The organism is Haloplanus vescus (assembly GCF_900107665.1).
Classification (GTDB): domain Archaea; phylum Halobacteriota; class Halobacteria; order Halobacteriales; family Haloferacaceae; genus Haloplanus; species Haloplanus vescus.
In genome coordinates, this window is record NZ_FNQT01000004.1 from 43,850 (window position 1) to 65,326 (window position 21,477).

The following is a 21,477-nucleotide window of genomic DNA, read 5'->3' on the forward strand; positions in this document are numbered from 1 at the left end:
GCGGATAGACACTCCACGTGACTGTCATCGGCGCATCAGCGTCGCCACTAGTGCTCATCGCGACGCGTTGCCGCTAGGAGGTCACTCTCACACCCGTCGTCCAGCCTACTGTCCGGGATGTGGGATGCCTCGCCGGTCGGCCGTAGTTCCTCAAAGTCAGAATATCGGTCGTACATCGGTTGGCTCACAACTTCTGTCGGTATCGCATTTCAACGTCCGGACGCCTTCGCTCGCATCGTTCTCTTGATTATGCGAGACTGTACAAACATATATGGGAGCAGGGCGCGAACACTGTCCCAAGAGGTGCCAACCATGACCGAATCCTCGCGAGATGGGGTCCAATCGTGGACTGAGTCGATGAGCGCCCGCGACCGCATTCGGGCGGTCGCCGAGTCACTTCGGGAACCCCGCTCAGTTAACTGGATCAGCGAGCAGGCCGACGCTGCCTGGAGCACGACCAACGAGGAACTTCAGGATCTCGTCGACCAGGGCCAGTTGCGTCGCGTTGAGGCTGGCGAGACCACGCGCTACCAGCCAGACTACACGCGACTGCTCTTCGAGGAGATCCGCACGCTCATCGAGGAAAACACCCGCGAGGAGCTGCGGAGCGAATTGGCTGCGATAACCGAGGAGATCGAGGAGTGGCAGGCAACCTACGACGTCGAGACGTGGGAGGAACTTGAACAGTCGCTCGCCGACGGCGATCTCGCAAGTGCCGAGCTCCGCGAGCGCCGCGATGTCATCGCGTTCTGGCGTGAGAACGAGGAGGATCGTCGCCTCATCAAGCACGCACTGGAACTCTACTCCGACGTCGAAGCCGCCCGCGAGCAGCTGACCGACGTGGCTGACCGCGCCACGAGCTAATCCTCCTCTCTCACAGAATGATCTTTCTTGCCGGTCGCGACCGCTATACACAGCGGACCCTCCTCCGCGACGTTCACGACCGATTGACGAACCAGCCAGGGTGTGAAGAGGTCCGCTATCGCCCGTCTCGACGCCGACCCCGGTACGTCATCGCGGATGTCGATCCGACGACGTTCCTGAGTAACTCGTACGACGCGGCGACAGCACGACTGGAGATTCGTTTCTGGTACCCCGCTGGCGTCGACCACGAATACTACCGCATCAACTGGATCGAACCGGACCGAAATCTGATGCTCGGCTTCCACCAGGACGCCGACCATCCGGACCTTGGGCCCTGTCACATCCAACTCAATCACGAAGACACGTCTGTCAACCGGCATAGCGCGACGTTTCTCGATGCGCATCCACTCGCCGTCCTCGATGACCGACTCCAGCAGTTCCCGCCCGCGCTAGCTGCGATTCACTGGAAGAATGGAGCACCCTCGCTCCCTACCTGGCCCGTCTAGACAGCGAGTTCATCGAACCTCTGGTGATGCGTCCAGGCCATGGTCGGCGTGACGTTTCCGGACTTGGCGATGTCACGGTGCGTTACCTACTCCCCCTGTTCCCGCCCCGCTTTGTAGAGACAGGCCGCTGCGAACCTGTCGAATGAACGCCCGCCGTGACTGACCTCGGACTTGCGGGTACTCACCGTGTTAACCAACAGAAGCCATCTCTATCGGAGACTGTTGGTTAACCGGTGAGATTCCTACTGCCCTATTCGGGAGCAGGCCCGTAGCGACCTGTGCCACACACTTGGCACTCCCAGATTGGTTGGCCCGTCCAGGTCTCGTCAGGGAGCGACTCGCGTGTCCTGAACCGATGTTCTGTTTCTTTCGTACAGTGATGGCACTCGAGGGCTGTTACGGTCGGGATTTCGGCTCCGGTACTGGTGGATTCCGTTTCGCGGGGTACTCTTTCCACAGCGATTGCTGGGACGATCCACAGCTGATCGCTGTCGTCGAGCGTGTGCTCGAGGGACGACTCATCGCGAATTCCCTGGCCACGCTCGTCATAGACGCGTGGAATCTCCGTCTGAGAACGATCGCTCCTCTCGTCCCACGCTGTCCGCTCACGGGCCGCTGTTAGTAACGCGTCGCCAGCCGCTGAGGTCACCTCAGTAGCAGCGGGGAGCGTAGGCCAGCGCTCGGTTAGCTGGGGTGCGGGCTCGTCGTCGAGATCGTAGATGAGCGTACAGTCGTCGATCGGCTCGTCGTGACCTGACGTGAGGAGTTTCGCTGCAGCTGCTCCCTTTGCCACGGCGCCGTAGAACGTCGACGACTTGACGAGGAACTGGATCACACCACGGAGTGTTTGCTCGGAACTCGCAGCACCCGACGCTGACGCGGCGTCGAGTTCGTGTTCGAGACAGAACCGGCATTTTCGTTGCGACGCCGGGATCGATGCGCCACAGGAGATACAGGCTCGGTCCGTGTCGGTAGTTCCATCCGGATACCCACCCGAATGCGAGGCCTCACGCTGGCGGGTGGGCTGGCTGTCTGCTGGCTGATCCAGCGCTGGGTCCGGCACCAGAGCGCCCTCCCCGACAGGTTGGAACGCCTCTCGGTCTGAGTTATGGTCAGTCATCGATTCGCTCCGCGTTTCCCCCGGTTTGGTATTTAAACTCAGGGGTGAGGAAATGCGGGGACGGATTCGGCGCCGACGAAATAAATCCGGGCCGAGACGGAGTCAGTCACGGAGCTCAGCGACCGCTCGACCGACCTCGCGAACGTGCTCACTCCGCTCGATATCAAGTTCTGTCGACAGATACTCGACAGTCTCTTCCAGATCCATACCCCCTGGTAGACTCTCTGCCGGTATGTAGGTACTCCTCCACCGGATGCGTCTCACATCGCTTGGAGTTCGTCTCGCCGGCTTCGGAGCGTCACGACTGACACCTCTGCTGCCGACGCGACGGTGGATTGGGTAATCAACGCGCCCTGCTCTTGGGCAGCCAGATAGACGCAAGCGGCCGCGACGCCCGATGGCTGACAGCCGTTCGTGAGGGCTGTTCCCTCGGCGCGTTCTGCGAGTTCGTTCGCGTGTCGGCGAATGTCGTGGTCTAACTCCAGCGCCGAGATCAGCCGCGGAACGAACGACGTCGGGCGCATTGGTGGTGCTGGGAGCTCTAATTCGCGATTCAGTGTTCGGTAGGCGTTGGTGACACGAGTGGACTCGACTCTGGCGGCGTCGACGACATCCTCGAGGAGGAGCGGGTGTTGGTTACATCGGCAGGTACCGTAGATGCTCGCTGCACCGATGGCTTCGATGGATCTGCCACGAAGCAGATCCTCGCTCTGAGCGCTCCGGAAGAGCTGACAGGCTTGGTCACGAATCGACTCGGAGAGTTCGAGCGTACTCGCCAGCCGGCGTACCTCGCCCAACCCGTGTGCGAGATTCCGTTCCGCTTTGGACCGCCACCGGCCACGGGTCTGCTCACGTCGCATCCGGGCCAGCCGCCGGCGTTTCTGCCCAGAGAGTACGTTCCCGTGTGCATCGGTTCCGTGGCCGATCTCGGTCGAGAGGCCTCGATCGTGACGGGCCGCAGTCAGGGGTGCGCCTGTTCGCTCGCATTTGTCCTCATCGTACGATCGCCACTCTGGCCCGTGATCGATACGTTGTTCATCGATAACGAGCCCACAGTCCTCGCAGACCGTTTCCTTGACGTTGGTAGTGACGTGTCCGTCGCACTCGGGACATCGGTTTGCGCTCGACTCCGTTTGGACGTCTTCGTCGAAACCAGTTTCATAGATGTCTCTCGTTGCCATCGTTCTCACCAAGGTCAGGAACTCGCCAGTACAGCGAGCCCTCACCTATTAAGCGGCGAAGAGAAACCACTCATATCCCGATATTCACAATAGGTGAGTGGTTCTAAACTGTGCGAAGTTAATGAGAATGAATATGTTATGTAGGGTGATGGTCCGGGATAAATATTGAAAAGGGTGCTTTGAGAACCCTTGTGTAATGACAGAGGACAGTGTTTTTCTTGCAGATTCTATATCTCGGCCGGAGGAGGAAATCATAGTCCAATATATCCAAGAGAGGGAGAGTCCGATTCATATCTTTGGTGAGCCAGGCGTTGGGAAAACAACAATTCTTGAACGGGTAATAACCGATGGTATAGCCGATCTTGATGTAAATAAGCGAAATATACGGGCAAACCATAGTCTCAATGATCTATTTCGTGAGGTCTGCCACGCACTCTTTGCGGCTCTCCCTGAAGACAAGAAAGAGGAGGGACGACAGTTTGCCGGACTCAGTGTCAGTTCACCAGTTGGTGGAGCCGGTGTCTCATTCGAAAGCGTGGAAGCCGAAGCATCACGAGCACAGTTTGGGTATCGGGATTCCCTACTGGGCCTCAGCGAATTATTCCCCGAGGATCAGCGTCTGCTCATCTGCATTGACGACGTACATGAACTGAGTGATGACGAACGTGCGATTCGAGATGCGATTCAAGAAGCTGATGATACCCTTCCATCAGAGGTGGTTCTCATCACGGCCGGTCGACTTGTATGGGATGACCTTGAGACAGCTGTATCGCTCTCGATGTTTGCCGAAGAACAGACCGTAACCTTTCTTCAAGATGTTTTCCCAGAGATTTCTGCCGAACGGGCACGTACGATTCATGACCAGTTAGGCGGCCACCCATTGTACATCGGGTTGTTGGCCGAGTCGGACGTTGACCAAGAGCTTCCCGACATCCCAGAACGAGAAGTACAACAAGAGATCGAACAACGGTATTTTGGCTTCTTAGAGCCTGATGAACGCCGCCTTCTCTTGGCAACAGCACCGTTAGATGAGCTCAATGAGGAACTCTGCACACAGGTTGTTTCAGAGGAATATGGATTTGACCGCATCACCGTCGGAGACATCCTTGATTCCCTAAGTACCCGTACCGTCGTACAGACAATCGGTCGGAATGCTGACGGCCTCCAAACGTTCAAAATCCATGATGTCTTCCGCGAATTCTTGCAAGAGCGCTCCGACCACATTGAGATCGCCCGCAGAGGCGCATGTATCTATTACGCTGAGAAATTAATCCAACTTGTCGATGAGGATCGGACTTTCGAGACCGAAATCGATTACGTCACATCGTGGTCAACCCATCTCTCAGACCACGTTATCAATGAAGAATCACATCTCATCGCGCAACTTATCGAAGAGACCGTAGCTGATGATGGCCTCCGATTCTATCCCCTGTCATTGCTTATTAGGGAGTTCAAAAAACGAGATGCAACTGCACTCCCGGACGAGATCGTTGAGTCGGTTCTCGACAGCGTTGATGCAAGCTGTTCAATGGCGAATGATTTCTACGATACCGACTTGGATCACTCCTGGGCCGAGTTACTGTTTCAGGACGGAGCATTCACCAACCCAGATAGTAATCTCATTAGTTATCTAGGACGGACCACAGAGACACAACCAACGTTTATTCGACGCGTGGCTGAAGAAATCGACACCGAAGATAACCGAACACTCCGATTCCTTATCTCCATTGGCCGCGACCTCCCCATCAATGATGCCGCTCTAATCGGGCAACAAGCAGCGATCTGGATCCAAGACGACGAAGCATACGGATACCTTGCCAGCCACACACTGCGACTAGCCTCATATCTGGCTGAAAACGGCGAATACGATGTTCCACTTGAAATACTCGAAGCCGTCCTGGAACCCCGAGATGGGGACCAGTTAGACATTGACCAGGGGATGGTACGCTACAATCTCACAACAATGCTTGACGAGAACTTTGACGCCTTAATCAGCGAGCGAGGTGAAAAACTGATTAGGGTGTTCGCCTCGAAACTCACCGCGGCTCTCGATCAATACGCTGACAGAGCAAGACTGGTTGCGGCACGTACCTCTTTCGCTGATTTACAGTATGTCGAGGACAATAGAGGTAGCCTCGAAGAGATTCTTCTGGAATATTTTATACGGGCGGTTACTGACTGGGTGGCTGAGAATACATCAGGAAACGAGCAAAACGAATTGGTTGAGCAACTTCTGTCTCGACCTACCCTTCTTCGACGTGTTGGCTTCTATGTCCTCAGCGAGCACCCGGACTCCTTTGAGGAAACCATTCAAAATGAACTGACGACGTCGGAGAATTATCGCGAGCACCAATCACAGTACGAATTTTATCTGGTCCTCAGTTCAGGTTTCGAATACTTGGATGACGCTGCTCAAGCCCAAGTGTGTGAGATTATTGAAGATGGGCCATATACCGATTCAGTAGAGGATCAAGCGGCACGGATGGCTGAACGAGGTGAAGAATCAGCAAGCTACTTCGAACAACGGATTCGCGAGACATGGCGGCGAGACAGGTTGTATATGATCCGCGAGCATTTGAAGGGAGAGTATTCTGATCAGCTTGATGAATTGGTAGAAAAATATGGTGAGCCGGATCAACTACCGTCGCGAACCCCTCAGCCAACGGTGAGTGGAGGGATGGTTCGCGAACGAGGCCCCGTCGAAACCGAGGAACTCCGTGAACAGTCTGCCGAGGAAGTATTGACGACCGCGGTTGAATGGGAACCGCCAGAATCTGACCTTTGGGATACCCTGGAAGACGATCAACTCGAGGAACAGAATTATCTAGGGTTCTCTCGCCAGCTTCGAGAGCTGATTATGGAGGATCCGCAGCGGTATGCGCGTGAAATCTCGGTGTTGGAAGACGCGAACCCACGATATGCTGAAGCCGCATTTCGGGCCTTCAGCGAGCTCGTTGACGATGGAGAAACCTTTCCCTGGGAGTCTATCATTGAACTCGGCCAAGTGATTACCGCATCGCCGACCTCATGGAGTGGTCAGGTTCGAACAAACTTGGCCAAGCTGATAAACAAAGGGATTGCAGCGGATGCAATTGAATTCCCAGCCGGTACTGAGTCAGCCGTTGAATCGATTCTACGAACCTTACTAACTGACTCGGACCCAGATGCCGATAGAGACCAGCCTTCGGAGGGGATGGCTGGATATGGTGACCCAGTTCAAGTAGCGATCAACAGTGTTCGACCAATGGCTGTGAACGCATACATCACTTACCTTAGTTGGCAGGATGGCCACACCGAGGACGCCCTTTCCCAGGATATCTTCGACCCAATCCGCGACCGCATCCGTGAGGATCCCTCACTTGCGGTTCGATCCGTGATTGGGCGACGATTTGGACGTCTATATTCTCTTGATCCAGATTTGATTGAAGAGCATCTTACAGATATTTTCCCACGCGACACTGACCTGGATGGTCGACAACGGTTTATTGCCGCGTGGAACTCCTACACAGCAAGTAATCGATACTGGGATGATGACTCTTTCCGCCCATACTACCGACACGCACTCAACCTCCTAGATACAGACGAGGATCAGGCGTATCAAATCGCAATACGCTCGACAACCGCACACGTCGTTTCCATCTATCTGTTCGAAGATGAAGACATCGCCGATGAGGACAGTCTCATGCGACAGTTCTACGACGTAGTAGATCGCGATGGAGCAAAGGAATTAGCATCAACAATGTCTTCGTCAATGGGAAATGACAATGTTGAAGAACAGTGGAAGAAGATTCGAGAACTTTGGTCATGGCGGTTAGATACTCTTGATCCCGACGATGAGGCGAATGGTGCAGAAGTCTATCAGTTCCTTGATTGCGTAAGGAATTCGACTAAAACGACACTAGAAGAGGAGAATATACTCATTGGCCGATCTCTTCCCTTCGTCGCCCACCAAAATCACCATTGGCGACGTATTGAAGAGTGGCTCGCTGAACAGTCTACATCCTATCCAGTGGTTGCAATTAATCTCTATGACGAATTAGTAGAAGCTGTCCCCTGCGAAGACTGGTCAGCTATAGCACGCAATAGCGAAGAAGAGAACCGGTCTCAATTGTACGAAAGTGCTGAAGCAGCAGGAAGTGATCCACTTCAAACAGCATTAGATATAGCGGATCAGTTCGCAGCAGAAAACAACCAAATGGATAGAGAGTTTTTGGAACAACACCTAACTCCGTAGTTACAGTCTGACTCAACTTGGGCGAAAAGGATCCTGATCGGGTTTAGTAGGGATTTGCGGATACTCTCTACCCCTGCCGTGAGGAGATCACCGGTTCTGTGGTCGACAAGCTAGTGACGTTCAATATCCTTGTACTGTCGAATTGATTCCACAGTGGTTTGTTTGACCAAGGGGGGCCCCAATCTGGTCTCCGAAGTGATGAAAATAGTACCGAGTTTGCCGGTTTTCTTGTTCCGTAATTACCTCGCTTGTCAAACGATACCCAACTGGCAACGTGACCTAAAGCACAGAGTAAGACTATACGGGGAGGATATCTTTCTCTAAAAATTCTCGAAGCTCAGTAATATCTAAGCCACTAACGGAAGCCTCATTTCTAAAGTTCTCAAAGAAAACCTTGGCATCTTCTCTGGTCAAGTGGACATAGTATTCTCTATCAATATTCTGATGGTATAATTTCCCGTCGTTGAGGGTCAAATAGAGCTGTTCATAGAAGTCATGGATGTTGTCCTTGATTAGTTCCATATTTTCGTTGTAGCCGATGTAGAGTCCAAGCAGGAAATCAGAGTGCATTAACACGGGGATACCATTCCATTTCCTCATTCCATTGAGCTTCTTCGCACCAACTGAACCGAAGTTCCCCGGCCTTGCGTTCGTGATGACGATAAAATTCTGGAACTTTGAGTCCGAACTCTTGACTTCATCACTCTTGTAGATTTTAAGCGCATACGTCCGAAGCATTTCAGCTTCTTTTGAAGACATATTGATCTCATCCTTCGTAGTGAATTTCCCGTCGTAGGCGAACGAACGAAAGTATTCGTTGTCATTTCGATAGAAGAATAGTTCTCCGAAGCCATCTGGTTGGTTCCCCCGTCTCTTTTCTCCCCACTGCTCCGTGCTTACTATAGCCTGTTTGATAATGTGGAAAGCGTCCTGCTCAAACTCACCACCACTGTAATCTTCAGGCTCGGTTACTAACTTCCCGAGCTGTTTGAACGCATCATGGGCGTTATCAGAAATCCTCTTTTCAGTCGTTCTTGCAACACTGTGGAGACGCTTAGAAATATAGTTATCCGGTAGTTCGTCATCTATGTCTTTTTCGATAAGGTCACCCAGATCAATAACTTCGGACGTGATTTCTTCGATCAAATTCTCGTCTATTACTGTACCCGGATTAAGAACAAGAACTGGATGGATACTCTTTCGGAGGTACTTCGCACTTCCCGGTGTCAGGTTACCCCCTTCTACGTTTAGGAGGACACGGATGATCTCGCCCTTATCTCCAATCTGGTAGAATTCGAATTCGCGCCCGTAGATACCTTCTCTCTTCTGTCCGTAGTAGGTGAGACCCTCGTCTTTGACTAATTTCTCGAAATACCGACGGGTACCGGATTTACTCAGCTCAAGCTCGAATGAGTTGTAGAAGACTTCAAGATTCCCTCCGCATTTTTGGCACATATCATAGTCTCTGAGATAGATATTCCCACAGCCTTCACATTGTTTATGTTCCACGTCATCCTTGTCCAGAACACCCAAATCATCGGTGAGCGTCTTAACCAGATCGTCATCTCGGATGTATCGGGCTTCATAAGCGGAGACACCTTTGAGCATCTGCGAAATCAAACGCTCTCGGGTTTTCGCCACAAGGTGAAGGGGGATTTTCTCGTTCAGTGGAATACCGAAATCCTCGTGAAAAGTCTCAGAGACTTGGTCTTGACGAGTCTCTGATCGTGTCTTGATATCAGCGTTGAGTCTTAAGAAATTATTCTCAATATTCTCTTCAATCTTCACGCGGGCGTTGGTTCCGAGATGGCTAAACCAGAATTTCCGTATATTTTGGAGATTGATATCTGCAATCTCATCTGAGAACTTGGCGAGAACTGGTCGGATATCGCGTTCCTCCGATTGCTTGGAGAGAGCAATTGGAATGGATGGTTGGGTATTTGTTTGCCGGAGCTGAGCCGAGAGAATTGAGTTGTCATCATCTTCAATATCGGTCTTTGTGAATTCATCGGCAAACCGTGACGCCGTTAACTCGTCATCATCCTCGATCCAGTCTGCCTCAACTGTCAATATTGAAAATACTTCTTCAATCTTGGTTTTGAGCGTCTCTCTAATCGCAGAACTTGAAGTATCAATTCTAATCGTATCCTCGTTATGATTCACCTCAAGAAATACTGTTTTCACGTCCCGTCTCCGTTGTGATCCGCTCGCCATATCGCGGGCTTCTGTGTCAGAAGCCTGTCGATCGATACTAAAGATGGTAGAGTCCTCAAACTCCATTCTATTCCGGCTGTTATATCTGAAGTTCCTGGCACGAGTTTTTCGAGAAAGAGTCATTTGGATACCTCTGCTATTTTCCTCAAATCGGGATCTGTAATCGTCAGGGAGTTGATTTTGAACTCGATATTTGATTTTATCAGAACTGTCGAGCCACTCATTGTACAGGAATATATGATATACGAGATTCTCATCACCATCGAGTAGCTGTTCCAAGACATACTCGATTTCCTCTCCTTGACGAACAGAGTGTTCTCTCTTTGACGCGAGGTCTCGAATAGATAGTCGTTTGTCGTCAAGGAATTTGTATAGAGAGAATACAAAAACTGTTTCTTCGGACTGCCTGAGAAGTTTCTCGAAAATACTCCCCTCCGATGCGTCAATACCCGCAAATTCCAATGTTAGGTCAAGAAAATCTGACGTTGTACTATCCAATATATCACTGAATTGACCTCGATATGTGCCACTCCAATTATCTTGATAGACAGAATATTCGAGAGGGACGAGTTCGGTAGTTTGCGAGATAATGTCGCCAACATTACCAGACATACAACCATCGTACCGTCAGAGTTACTTAATATTGACCCCCCACTCGAACAGTCCACCTCAGGTTCCAAGGGGCGGTTAATCACTTAATGTCTCCTGGATACTTCGGGGGTTTGTGCGGCTGCACCTCGCAAGGCCAGACAACTCACTCTGGTCTTACACCGACCCCTAAGATTCACGGATAAGAGCTAAATCCGTATCCGGGGTTGTGGCTGCGCGCGCAGCGACCGGAGGGAGCGAGCACGGAGCGGTGGGCGGGGCGGCGGGGCTTGGGTCGGTCCGGCACTCACCAGAAAAAGAAGGGGCGTCGGCCCCTACTCTTCCCACCAGCGGTCGTCGCGCTCTGGGAAGACGATCATACTGTCGTAGGTGACTGCGAGGGAACAGCGCCCTTGGTACCAGTTCTTCTTGAGCGCGCGCATCCGCACCCGTTCACCTTCTCGGACGAATTTTGGCTCTGAAGCCGTCCAGGATGTGAACTTGATTTTCCCGGTGTCGTCTGCGATGAGACCGACTTGTGCTATGGCTGAATCGCTCGGAGGCCAGAGTTTCACGATCTCGCCTTCGATGCTCACCTCGTCGGTCTGCACGTCCGGGACGTCCTCGATCGGGCAGATGGCGCCGGGGGCCGCCTTGAGCGCGTCCATCGTGTCGAACACTGCTTCGGTGATGTCCTGCCCCTTGGCGACCCGCTTTGCGAGCGCCCGCGAGACAGCGGCCCGACTGTGACCGGTGCGAAGCCGCTGTGCCATCCGGTCTGCTTCCTGGTTCACCTTCGCCAGCTCCATCCGGGAGAGGCGTTCACGCGGATCCGTCCGCTCAGGGGTGCGTTCCTCCCGCTTGCGCTGCCGCCGTTCGGTGACGACCTCGCGGGTCCGCTTCGCCCGCCCATCTTGGGTGCCGAGTTCTGCCTGGGCGCTGATGTGGTCCAGTTCGGCCTCCCGGGCGCGAATCTTCTCTTCCTGCGCGAGGGGCAGGTGCGAGAAGTCCTGGACGATGCCGTCTGGGTGGTTGGAATCCACCTTTGCCTGCGTTTCCTGCTGGACCGTCGCCCGGAACTTCGGCTGGTCGTCGACGACCTCGAAGCCGTCCTCGTCGACGCCGGCGTCTTCAGTTCGTTCGAATGCCTGTTCATCCACCGTAACGACCTTGCGACTCGAGTTGTTACTTGACATTGGTATCCTCCAGATACCACTGAAGGCGCTCGCGCGCCGCCACCGCGATGCCCCAAACATCGCGGTTTTCCGACGATGTCGACGTCCGATAGCACCGACTGCGCGCTCTCGCTCGCGCCTTCGCGAGCGCCCTGCCGGGCGCGAGCGAGAGCGCGCCCAAGTGCGGCGACCCCAACCAGCACCGCGCGCCGACCCGCCCGGAGCGAGCGGCCAGCGGAGAAAGCGTGGGGGGTGAGCAGCGACGCCGCGCAACCCCCCGCGCTTTCCCGCTGGCGTCGAGGGCACATTCACTTTAGCCCGGCAGCCCGCCCGCTACTGCAGGCAGGCAGCCCGGAATGGTCGGTCGCGAGCGACGCGGAGGGCGGCAGCGGCGAGCGGGGCGGGCCGGTACGCACACACCTGTCCAGCCGGCCGCGACACTCGGCGACCCAGCTACCGTCCTGGCGGACTCAGAAAGGGCGAGGCCGTCTCGGTCGTCCCCCGACCCCGCAAGCACCGCAGGGACGAGGAGCGCAGCGGTGGTCGCGGGATGCCGAGCGGCCGAGGGCTTTCAGGGAACGTCGCCGTCGACGAATTCGATCGCGCTACTAATCCGGTGCCCCGGCTGGCTCGTCGAGAAGGACATCGACGCCGTCGTGGGTAACAGCGAGCTGAATCCCTTCCACAGTGAACCGGACCTCGACGTCGCCGGTTGAAGATGCGAGAAGCTGTTCGAGTGCCCCGACGTCAACGGCGTCGTGGAGCTGATACGAATCACTCGCCAACCCGTGGGCTTCCAGTGTCTCGACGATTTCAACGAGTAGATCAGGGGATGTATCTGAGTCTCGGGGGGTGGAGGGAGCCATTGTGGCCTCGGCGGGTACATAGGACGAATAGGAGTTAAAAATGGGGACTCGACGGACCGTCGCTACGGGCTTTCAACCGGTCCCTCAGCCGTCGTCCTGGGCGTTTAGCTCCTCGAGGAACCAGCTGGCGTCGGTCCCGATCCGAACGCCGTCGACGTTGCGCATCTCGAGGCCGTTCGTGGCGGTCCGAAACGGCTCCTCGTCGACGAGGATGCGGTGGATGACTGTCCGGACCGACTCCGTTCCGTACCTGTCGACGAGAGCCGCGACCGCCGTATCGAAATGCGCATCCTCGTGCTCGGCTCGCGGGTTCTGCGCCCGGTGGATCACGAGGTCGACCACATCGTCGACCGATGCGTGCTCGGGATTCCCGGTTTGCTCACGAACGTTATAGAGGGGCTCAGCATCAGACATTATGGATCACTCCGTCTCGTCGTCCGTATCGGTCCTCGCCGGGTCGATTTCTCGTTGCCGGCAGATCGCAGCCAGCGTCTCCTCAAGCGTGTCCACACTCCCGGTCGCCGCGAGCTCGTCGGTAATCTCGTCGATGAGTGCGGCTCGCTTGACGGCAGTCTCGTCGCCGGCGGTCGTGTCGATTGATGCGACGCGAAGCGCCCGCGTTTCGTGCCAGCCACAGTTCCAACAGTCTCGGGTCACCTCGATCTGCTCGTCCTCTTCCGCTGCGAGGACGGCGTCGGACACCGACGTCGAAAGCGGCCGGTCCGGTCCGACCTCAAGGGTGACTGGGGACCCGCACGCGGGGCAGTCCATAGTCATCCCGAGGAGCGCCCTTCTGTTGAAGATAGCGGAGCGACGGGACAGCGACACAACCAACGCTGCAGGGGCGTGGGGTGGGACAGCTACGGACAACTGTGACCCTCCCGGAGTGGTCGCCGTTCCACTCACCTTGACGACCGCTCGGCGGATCAGTCAGAGACGATGTGCGTGTCGAGGTCGCGCGTCCAGTACGTTGCCGGCCCACCGGGACTACACCGTGCACAGACCTGTATCGGGCCTTCGAGATGGCCGAGTTCGATCCGAAACCGGGTGAGCGCTGCGAGCGCGTCGACGACAAGGCCACAGCTGTCACAGGCGTAGTGATCACGCTCGTCGGGATTTGCCGTCTCCTGAATCGCACAGTCGACGCAAATCGGGTGACTGACCTGCTCCTCTTTCCCCCACGTGTAGGCGATCCCGGTCTCTGTCCCGGGTGGCGCCTCGCAGAAGGCACAGCCGGCCAGCGTCTGCTGCATCATTCGTCCGCCTCGCCGGCGTCGTGGGCGGCCATCCAGCCCGTGTGGAAGACGGCGAGCTGCTGCATCGATTCGAACGCTGTGTCGCTGGGCTCGTGAACGAGGAGCCGCTGGTCGACGACCGGTGTGACCGTCCCGGCATCGAGTAGCTCTCGAATCAGCTGGCGGGCCGTCTCGTCGTCGAGATCCGCCGTCGACGGTGACCGGGCATCCCGATCCTGAGCGAGCAATTCTGCTTCGAACCATTCGTGATCGTCTGCCGTATCGTCGTATCTATCCGGACCAGACATACGAATCAGGGGCAGCGCACGAACCGCCCCGCACCCATTCTGGGGCACAATAAACAGTCACCACTGGCGCTTAGTCTCAGCCACGACGGCGATGTGGTCCTCTCTCCTCCACGCCTCCCGCCATCGTCCGGGTGGCAATCCCGCTCACGTGGCCTGCGGCCTGGCACCTCGGCCCTGTTGGCCGCGAACATAACTTTGGGCCGCCACCCCCACCATATATCGGTTGATTTTCCTGCTGTCTGGTGGCGGAATTCGGCCCTAAATCGCAAGACAGCGATACCTGACACCAAATTTCGTTGGCTGTCCGGGAACTCTCTGATTAGTGAGTCTGGTGTCTAGTGCTGCTATCTTGCGATTTATGCACTCCACACGAGTCCATTCATATCTGGTGTCTAGGAAAGACTAGGGGTGGTGTCAGGCTGTCTATTCGGGCGGTATAGGTGAATAGATTCTGTTGAAACGCTACACAAGTGATAGAAATAGCGAACTACGATCGCCGCTCCCGCAGAACTCTCGGAGTTCGCCGTTCCTATCCCTCAGTATAGAAGCTGATGTAGAACGACCCACCACGAAGCTTTTCTAGAATCTCCCGCTCCTCTCGCTCGATACCGACGAACTCGTCGACGTTGTCTATATCTAAGAGATTTACAGTGCGGTCATTGTCACTTCGCCAGTCGGTTGAGAAACCGACGAGTCGGATTATGTAACGGAATGCGCGCACTTGGTCCGTGTTTGCGTCGTCTGGGGACAACGGTCCGGGACGGAGCGCCATACGTAGCTCGTTCCCGGTTAATTTGATTCGGCCGCTTCGCATCCGTTCCGCTGCGACGGCTTTCGACTCGACCCGATACATCCACTCCGGTGTCCAAGACACGACGGACTCGGTTTCTGGCATTGCCGCGAAGGGATCTATCAAGTCAAACCCTGGCCCTCGTTCCGCAGACGTATCGAACAGGGCGTGGAACGCCATCCTTGTATCGCTCGTCTCAGCCAGGTTCTTTGTCCGGAGCACATCGGCAGGGCTGGTGGCCTCCACTGCGCCGCTACTGGTCCACGATGTTGCAATCTCGTCGACTGACTTCAGTCTCCACCTGTCGTGTCCACGCCACGTTTCCAAGCGATCTAAAATCGACGAACGGACGCTGACTGGTGCGGCTTGGAATCGCTGCCACGCACGATTCAAGCAAATTAATTCTCCCTCTCGGCCTCTTGCATCGATTCCGACGTTGGGTTGTCCGTACTCACCCCCCGAGGAATCGCCGATGGTTGGGGAACCTCCTCCGGAAGCGGAGCCGTCGGCTGAGATCTGTGATGCGAGCGAATCGAGCGACTCATCTCGCCCCTGAAGCCACTCATTCGTGAGATCTTCCCTCGTTCGGCCCTCATCGGTTGCGTAGTCACTCGTTGTGCCGTAGAACTTCGCGAGCGCGGTTTCAAAGGCTTTGTCACCGCCATTGGGAGTCGTCGCCGCTTCGATGAGTGACTCCATCCGCTCTTCGATGGTCTGGTCGGTATAGATTACATCCGACTGTTTCAGGTCTTCCCACTCTGTGCGACCCCATTTCCTGACGGCGCCTCTGAGATGTTCCAGCGGTTCTGGCGTTGACTTGAGGTAGGGCAACGCGCCGAGCCGGACCTCGCAAATGTCGGATGGAAGCGTTTCTGCGTGCGGAACGAATTGCGCGACGCGTCTATTTGGCTTTGGAGCCGGTGTAGCCTCTCGCGCATCTTTGGCTGCGCGTTCGAGGGTCGCCTCGCCCTCATCTTCGTACCTACCGACTGCATTCCAGAACCGACGAAATCGTTGTATAGTCGTGCTGTATGACTCCACCGGAGCGGTACCCTTTGCCGACGGCCACGTTTCGAGAGTTTGCCACCGATACCCGGCCTTGACGAGTGCGTCGATGTCGATACTGTTAACGGACTGATCGAGTTGGTAGGTGATCCGGTGTCGCACCGCCTCATCGTCGGTGGCTGCGGCACGTATACATTCGATAGCGACCTCATTGTCGAATCCACACTTCTCAGTCAGCGTGTTGAGCCACGACTGGAGCAACGTGCTCTTAGTAACCGCGGCTGGGTCATCTTCGAGTCTGTGTAACTCATTCAGCGTTACGCGCGCGTTGACAGTGAGTTCATCCCCTTCAGTTAGGGATACGGTGGGTGCAATCGTCGAAACGAGGCCCTGAAGAGTGTGGTGGATAACTTCAAGACGCTGTGTACGGAGCTCGTTGATCTCCGCTCGAACTTCCTCCAATGCCGAGCGATACTCTGTCTCCAGTGCCGACTCTCCTTTGAACAAGACGTTCTCGAAGGTATCTGCGAGGTCGAACTGTTCGAGTACTTGGACGATACCATCTGCTGTGAGGTACGGCGGTATCGCGTCACCATCGACACGCTTCACTGCGTCTTCGAAAAGGGCGATATGTAGTCCTCCATCCTTGGCTCCGTCAGCCGGTTCCCATTGTGCCGAATTACGCTGCGTATCGTCATCGTCGTCACGTGCGACGATCGCGATTCGGTTCTCGACGACAGCAGACAATTGATCGTGCTTTTCTTCGAGGTCTGGAGCTGTTGCCTGTTCGAGATATGCTGCCAACAGGTACTGTTGACGCTGCCGAAGCGTCTCCCGAAGGGTGTCGAGGCGATCCGTCCCCGATTCGACCTCACCACCACTGACTGGTCGAGGAGACGGTGGTTCGCTCTCTATGATTATCCCGAATGTTACTGTCGTCGCCTCTTCGTCGGCAGAGCTTTCGGTCCCAAGAAGGCGGGCAACTTCTGTCGAGTCGGAAGGCCGTTCGACGAACGGCCGTGCGTCCCGAACCAACCGATCACGTGAAAACGAGGAGAGTGGTTGTGTGAAAATAACCGGCTGCTGTGCTATTGACGGCGCCCCCGGTGCGGGCGCTTCCGCACCAATCTTAAGCGCTTTCGAGTTGCGGCCTTCTGTAATTCGAACCGTCGTTCCGAGGCGCCAAATATCGCGCCGAATCCAGCGCCGAATCTCTGGTCGTTCGTCGAGTCGATCTGCGAGTGTCTGTCCGGAAGCGAGCCGGCGCATCAGGGCGTCGATGGGCACAGAAAGCGCCCGTGCGGACCAGCTCGCCGATATATCGAAGGGGTTCTGACCTGGTGTCTTCTCCACTGCGAACTGCCCAATGAACCAGTTGAGTCGCTGAGCTGCCATCGGTGGGGTCAAATTATCGATTTCTCGAATACCGAGGATCCTGAGAGCTGACGAAATATCCACTGCCTCTGACCCCGATGTGGGAGCTAACCTCTGTTCGAGTTTGGAACTGTCGACTCGCGGCAAATACTGAGCAGCCCCTCTGACTTGTTCTGCATCGTCGAAGATCAATTTCTCTGCCGAAGCTGTCGTCCCATCCTCGACTGTAAGCCGGTCATTCCCGCCCTCATCTTCGAATTGGCTGTCGACAGGCCAGAGCTCTGCTTGAGCTAATTGCACGGTTCCGAGGCTGGGGATAGCAGCCCCGTCTGGGCTTTCGCTGAACGAGTGCCAGTTGCTACAGAGCCACGCGCTGTTAGCGACTGTTTCGGCAAGGTCTGGCCATAGGAGCAAGATTGCGTCCCGATACTTCTCGCGAGCTCGACCATCAGATATCTGAGGTAGATCGGGGAAGTACCACCAGACCGGCATAAGTGCCTCTTGCGAATCGTTTGCAGCCCATGTTTCCTCGTCGCATTCCAGCCAGTTGTTTCCACAGCCCGTTGAGTGGGTGGCGGTGAATGCAGGATGATTGTCTGACCGCCACATGACGTCGGTATAGGTATCTAAAACCTCGTCTGGCACGTCGAATCCGTCGTCTTCGTTGAGGGGTTCTCCGCGAGCGAGATTCTGGGCATCGGCAACGCTAATTGTACCTGCCTCACGATCGTCGTCTCCTCTGGTCGGCAACACCCATCGCCAATCGATTCGAGGGCCGATCTGTACGCCCAGATGAATCAGGAAGTCCAGACGCAAGACCCGCTGGAGCCCCTCGCTACTTGACCAACTTCCAAACACCCGTTGCCAATAGTCGCTTTCTGGTTCCGCGAGTGTCGGTGTCTCGGACGGTGTTACGCTGGACGCCTTCTCGATGACCGCTGCCCATCGCCGAAACGTAGTTGCTCGGGACTCTTCGTGTGACCCTGCGTCGAAGAATCGATCTGAACTCGAATCGATTCCTTCTAGAATATCTGCAGCTGCTTCGAACTCGCTTACCCATTCGGTCCCGAATACGATTTGTTCGGCAGGAAGCGTTTCGTCCTGCCCGTCCTGGTGTCCGATTGGCAATTCAACCTGCTGGGTGTAGCGCCGCTCAAGATAGTCATCGTAGTCGGAAGGCAATTTGTTCGTCTTGGCACCAGTTAATGTGGCCTCTACCTCGTCGAATCGACGATTCCGATTGGGGATTGGATGAAGCCACTTCGCTATCTGTCCACGTGTTACCGTCTCGTAGAGTGTCGAGAGATAACCGATAACGCTAGAATCGGAAGTTCTCTCCCCCGAATATCCTCCAGCCTCTGCAGCAACCCGTCGGTAGAATTCTGCAGGGCTATCCAGATTTCTGGTCCCCCAGTCCCGGTTGAAACTCTCGAGTGGCCCGATCCATTCCGTTCGGAACGGGACCACGAACACGGGGAGTGTCGTCGGTGGGGATGGAAGTTCTGAGATAATTGACTCAGACGTCTGACTACTCCCGGTTCGGCGAAAGACAATACGCTCGCTCCGTTGTGCTCCGTGTCCCTGCCGCGTGTCTCCGCGAGAGCGAGCACGAACGAGATGTGTGACACCATTAGAGGCATCAGTGTCGTTAGCCTGGTGTGCTTCGGCGGGTATGAGGGGGACTCTTTTTTCCCCGAGCCGACCCGCTGCTCGCTTCACGTCTGAATCGTCGTCTAAGTCGAGTTCATCACCTTCAGAGGCTGATGTGAGGATCGAACAGATCGTCTCGAAGTACGCCTCCGCGTGTTCAACCCGTTCAACTGGTACCGCCCACCTACCAGAGGAAACAGCGCTTCCACTGAGCCCCCAGTACTCACACAGAATATCGATGCAGCCTCGGGCATTACCGGTGTCATCGTCGAAAAGACGCTCCAGAACCTCGGTCAGGCCCAGCCTCCTCGCACACTGGCGAAATGTATGCTCGGTGTCGCCCTGTAATGTAGAGACACGTTGACTCCAGGTGTCTCCCGACTCAATGACTGTCTCGGCTGGTAACGGTGCTTCGGGCGCGTCTCGACGAAGGGTCTCGAACCCTCGAATGCGCTCGGGATCAAGCAGGGTATCCCGAGGGCATTGTGCGTCCGTGTCATCGGTCGGAACAATCGGAGAATCCTGAAGCAACGTGACCGCCTCCTGTACGCTCTCGGTTAGAGGCGTCCCGGAACCCGAACTGGGTTCCCCGCGTAACGGCATCGTCATCCAAGGCATCCACTGCCTGAATCCATCCCTGCTTGCTCCTCTCTCGTCGCCCCTCGCCAAGTCTGTCCCGGCGTCAGCAATTAAGTCTGGAAGCCGGTCAAGGATCTGTAGATTTTGTTGGTCGTCAGCGAGCGACTGCCTATCGAACTCGACCCGGAATGGTGCGTGGACGACGAACGGGAACGGGGTCGTAGCCTTCTCTATCGGGTAGTGGAGGTAGAGTGGCTTTGGCGATGGGTTCCAGTCATCCGTCGATTCGGGGGGCCGTTCGAACAGTAGGTGGATCTCGTCCCGTTCGTCTTGGTCGTCATTCGGAACAATCTCGTCATATGTTCGAGTGTAGCGTCTATACTGACGAGTCTGCGAGGTACCGTCGGCGGTCTGGACCGTATAATCGACTGACCTGCGAGTCGTATTGGAGTGTTCGTCTATTGAGCGTTGATCAGCCTGGTCTATGCAAACCTGATGCCGATCTATAATCTGAAGCTGTCCTGTCTCGTCGTGCGTCACCTGAATCAGGTCGAGCTCTTCGATCTCTTCAAGGAGAATCAGCGTTTCAGGTGAGATATCAGTGCACTCTTCCCAGAATTCGCGCCGACGTCGTTCGCAGAATGCAGCGCGATCCACGGGTTCTGACGAACGCCGGTTTGTGAATGTTGCCGCTCCTTCTTTGTCAGATGTCGTGAGGACCGACTCAATATGATCCAATAGATCACGCCACTGGTCATCCAAGTACTCGAGTTCGACTACCGTTGAGAAATCACCCCGATACTCGTCTAGCCAGTCAGCTAACTGAGGATCCACTCGCTTGGAGAGGTTCGCGCTCGATACATTATCCCGAATGAGATGTGTCTGGAGTGGCGTTGAGTCCGCTTGAGTATCGTTCTGTAGGAACGGATAACGGAACAGGGAGATCCGGGGAATGTCTGTGAGAATATCTACAGGGGTCGGCGGCGGTTGTCTCGGCTCATTGAGGAGTTGATCCACCAGTTCGTCTATATCGATACTATCCGGGACGACACTTTGATCGGAGAATGAAAAGCGGCCTGTGTCTAAGAAATCCGACTGGGTCTCGGTGACTCCGAGACGGTCGACGAAAGAATCGGTATCGAGTAATCTTTCATACATCGAGAGAACCATTTGCGCACTCTTCGCCCGAGAGAACGTAGCCGAGAAATCCTCACCGTCCACGCTTGAGTGAATGCTGAATGCTTCACTCAGCTGTAAAATCGATTTTAGTCCGACTCCCTTCTCCCCGATCGAATCCCGTTCCTTTGCTTTGGCAGAACGTCCCAGAGATGTGACTGCCTCGAACACGTCATCGTCGTCTAAATGAAATGGCTCACCGGAGTTGGCAATTAGTAGTGATTCTGGCCCCACAATAACTGCGACTCGTCCATTGGTCTCTTCCTCACTCTCGACAATCGCGTCTCGAGCATTTTGAATTAGCTCCAGAATAGTGCGGTTGTCGTGTGCGGCAGACACGACTTGGTTCCCGTACCCAAGATCGCCTTCTCGATTCCAGGCGGTTCGGTTATTGAGCCCACTCAGAAGTTCGATGTATTCCTCGTGGCAGAGCTGAGATATACGACTGGTGACACCTGCCTGCGTGTCCATCATGAAGTAGGTTGTACATGATGCCGGTAGCTATTCTGATAAATGTACTCTTCGAGAGGCGTGTGCTCAAGGTACAGTTCTACGGTAGATGCCCTCCATCACTCGGGAATTCGCTTAGGAAGTAATGATCCGACTAGTCCG

General features: G+C 55.3%; 13 protein-coding genes and 1 pseudogene. 3 read left to right on the forward strand and 11 right to left on the reverse strand.

Annotated elements, in window-relative coordinates; all coding sequences use genetic code 11:
• Positions 1–312: 312 nt before the first annotated feature.
• On the forward strand, positions 313–864 hold the full coding sequence (locus BLU18_RS12060) for a DUF7342 family protein (protein WP_092635506.1): 552 nt from the start codon (positions 313–315) through the stop codon (positions 862–864).
• A 17-nt stretch (positions 865–881) separates the two neighbouring features.
• The gene (locus BLU18_RS12065) at positions 882–1,370 is read left to right on the forward strand and encodes a hypothetical protein (protein ID WP_092635418.1); all 489 of its coding nucleotides are present in this window, start codon (positions 882–884) and stop codon (positions 1,368–1,370) included.
• 250 nt (positions 1,371–1,620) lie between these two features.
• Here the strand turns inward: BLU18_RS12065 and BLU18_RS12070 are convergent, their stop codons facing one another.
• From BLU18_RS12070 to BLU18_RS15270, 3 genes and pseudogenes are all read right to left on the reverse strand, one after another.
• Complete coding sequence (locus tag BLU18_RS12070; RefSeq protein WP_092635420.1) at positions 1,621–2,490, reverse strand: biosurfactant protein 1; 870 nt, start codon at positions 2,488–2,490, stop codon at positions 1,621–1,623.
• 260 nt (positions 2,491–2,750) lie between these two features.
• On the reverse strand, positions 2,751–3,350 hold the full coding sequence (locus BLU18_RS12075; protein ID WP_394327341.1) for a transcription initiation factor IIB: 600 nt from the start codon (positions 3,348–3,350) through the stop codon (positions 2,751–2,753).
• A gap of 195 nt (positions 3,351–3,545) precedes the next feature.
• Positions 3,546–3,671, reverse strand: a pseudogene (locus BLU18_RS15270) (transcription initiation factor IIB family protein); the annotation flags it as partial.
• Between the two features lie 196 nt (positions 3,672–3,867).
• On the opposite strand from BLU18_RS15270, the gene BLU18_RS12080 reads away from it, so the two are divergent.
• Positions 3,868–7,905: a winged helix-turn-helix domain-containing protein gene (locus BLU18_RS12080; protein ID WP_143025267.1), complete on the forward strand. Its 4,038-nt coding sequence runs from the start codon at positions 3,868–3,870 to the stop codon at positions 7,903–7,905.
• A 297-nt stretch (positions 7,906–8,202) separates the two neighbouring features.
• On the opposite strand, the gene BLU18_RS12085 is transcribed toward BLU18_RS12080, so the two are convergent.
• The 8 genes from BLU18_RS12085 to BLU18_RS12130 form a co-directional block, all read right to left on the reverse strand.
• Positions 8,203–10,731, reverse strand: a complete 2,529-nt coding sequence (locus BLU18_RS12085) for a hypothetical protein (protein WP_143025268.1) — start codon at positions 10,729–10,731, stop codon at positions 8,203–8,205.
• A 311-nt stretch (positions 10,732–11,042) separates the two neighbouring features.
• The gene (locus BLU18_RS12090) at positions 11,043–11,903 is read right to left on the reverse strand and encodes a DNA-binding protein (protein WP_092635428.1); all 861 of its coding nucleotides are present in this window, start codon (positions 11,901–11,903) and stop codon (positions 11,043–11,045) included.
• 587 nt (positions 11,904–12,490) lie between these two features.
• Positions 12,491–12,748, reverse strand: a complete 258-nt coding sequence (locus BLU18_RS12105; protein ID WP_092635433.1) for a HalOD1 output domain-containing protein — start codon at positions 12,746–12,748, stop codon at positions 12,491–12,493.
• 84 nt (positions 12,749–12,832) lie between these two features.
• Entirely contained in the window at positions 12,833–13,162 is a 330-nt protein-coding gene (locus BLU18_RS12110; protein WP_092635435.1) for a DUF8158 family protein, read from the reverse strand.
• A 6-nt stretch (positions 13,163–13,168) separates the two neighbouring features.
• The gene (locus tag BLU18_RS12115; RefSeq protein ID WP_092635437.1) at positions 13,169–13,519 is read right to left on the reverse strand and encodes a DUF8105 family protein; all 351 of its coding nucleotides are present in this window, start codon (positions 13,517–13,519) and stop codon (positions 13,169–13,171) included.
• A 155-nt stretch (positions 13,520–13,674) separates the two neighbouring features.
• Entirely contained in the window at positions 13,675–14,001 is a 327-nt protein-coding gene (locus BLU18_RS12120) for a DUF7558 family protein (protein WP_092635439.1), read from the reverse strand.
• On the reverse strand, positions 14,001–14,291 hold the full coding sequence (locus BLU18_RS12125) for a DUF8069 family protein (protein WP_092635441.1): 291 nt from the start codon (positions 14,289–14,291) through the stop codon (positions 14,001–14,003). Before BLU18_RS12125 ends, BLU18_RS12120 begins: the two co-directional genes overlap by 1 nt.
• A 529-nt stretch (positions 14,292–14,820) precedes the next feature.
• Positions 14,821–21,336, reverse strand: coding sequence for a sacsin N-terminal ATP-binding-like domain-containing protein (locus BLU18_RS12130; RefSeq protein WP_143025269.1), 6,516 nt, complete (start codon positions 21,334–21,336; stop codon positions 14,821–14,823).
• Positions 21,337–21,477 lie beyond the last annotated feature (141 nt).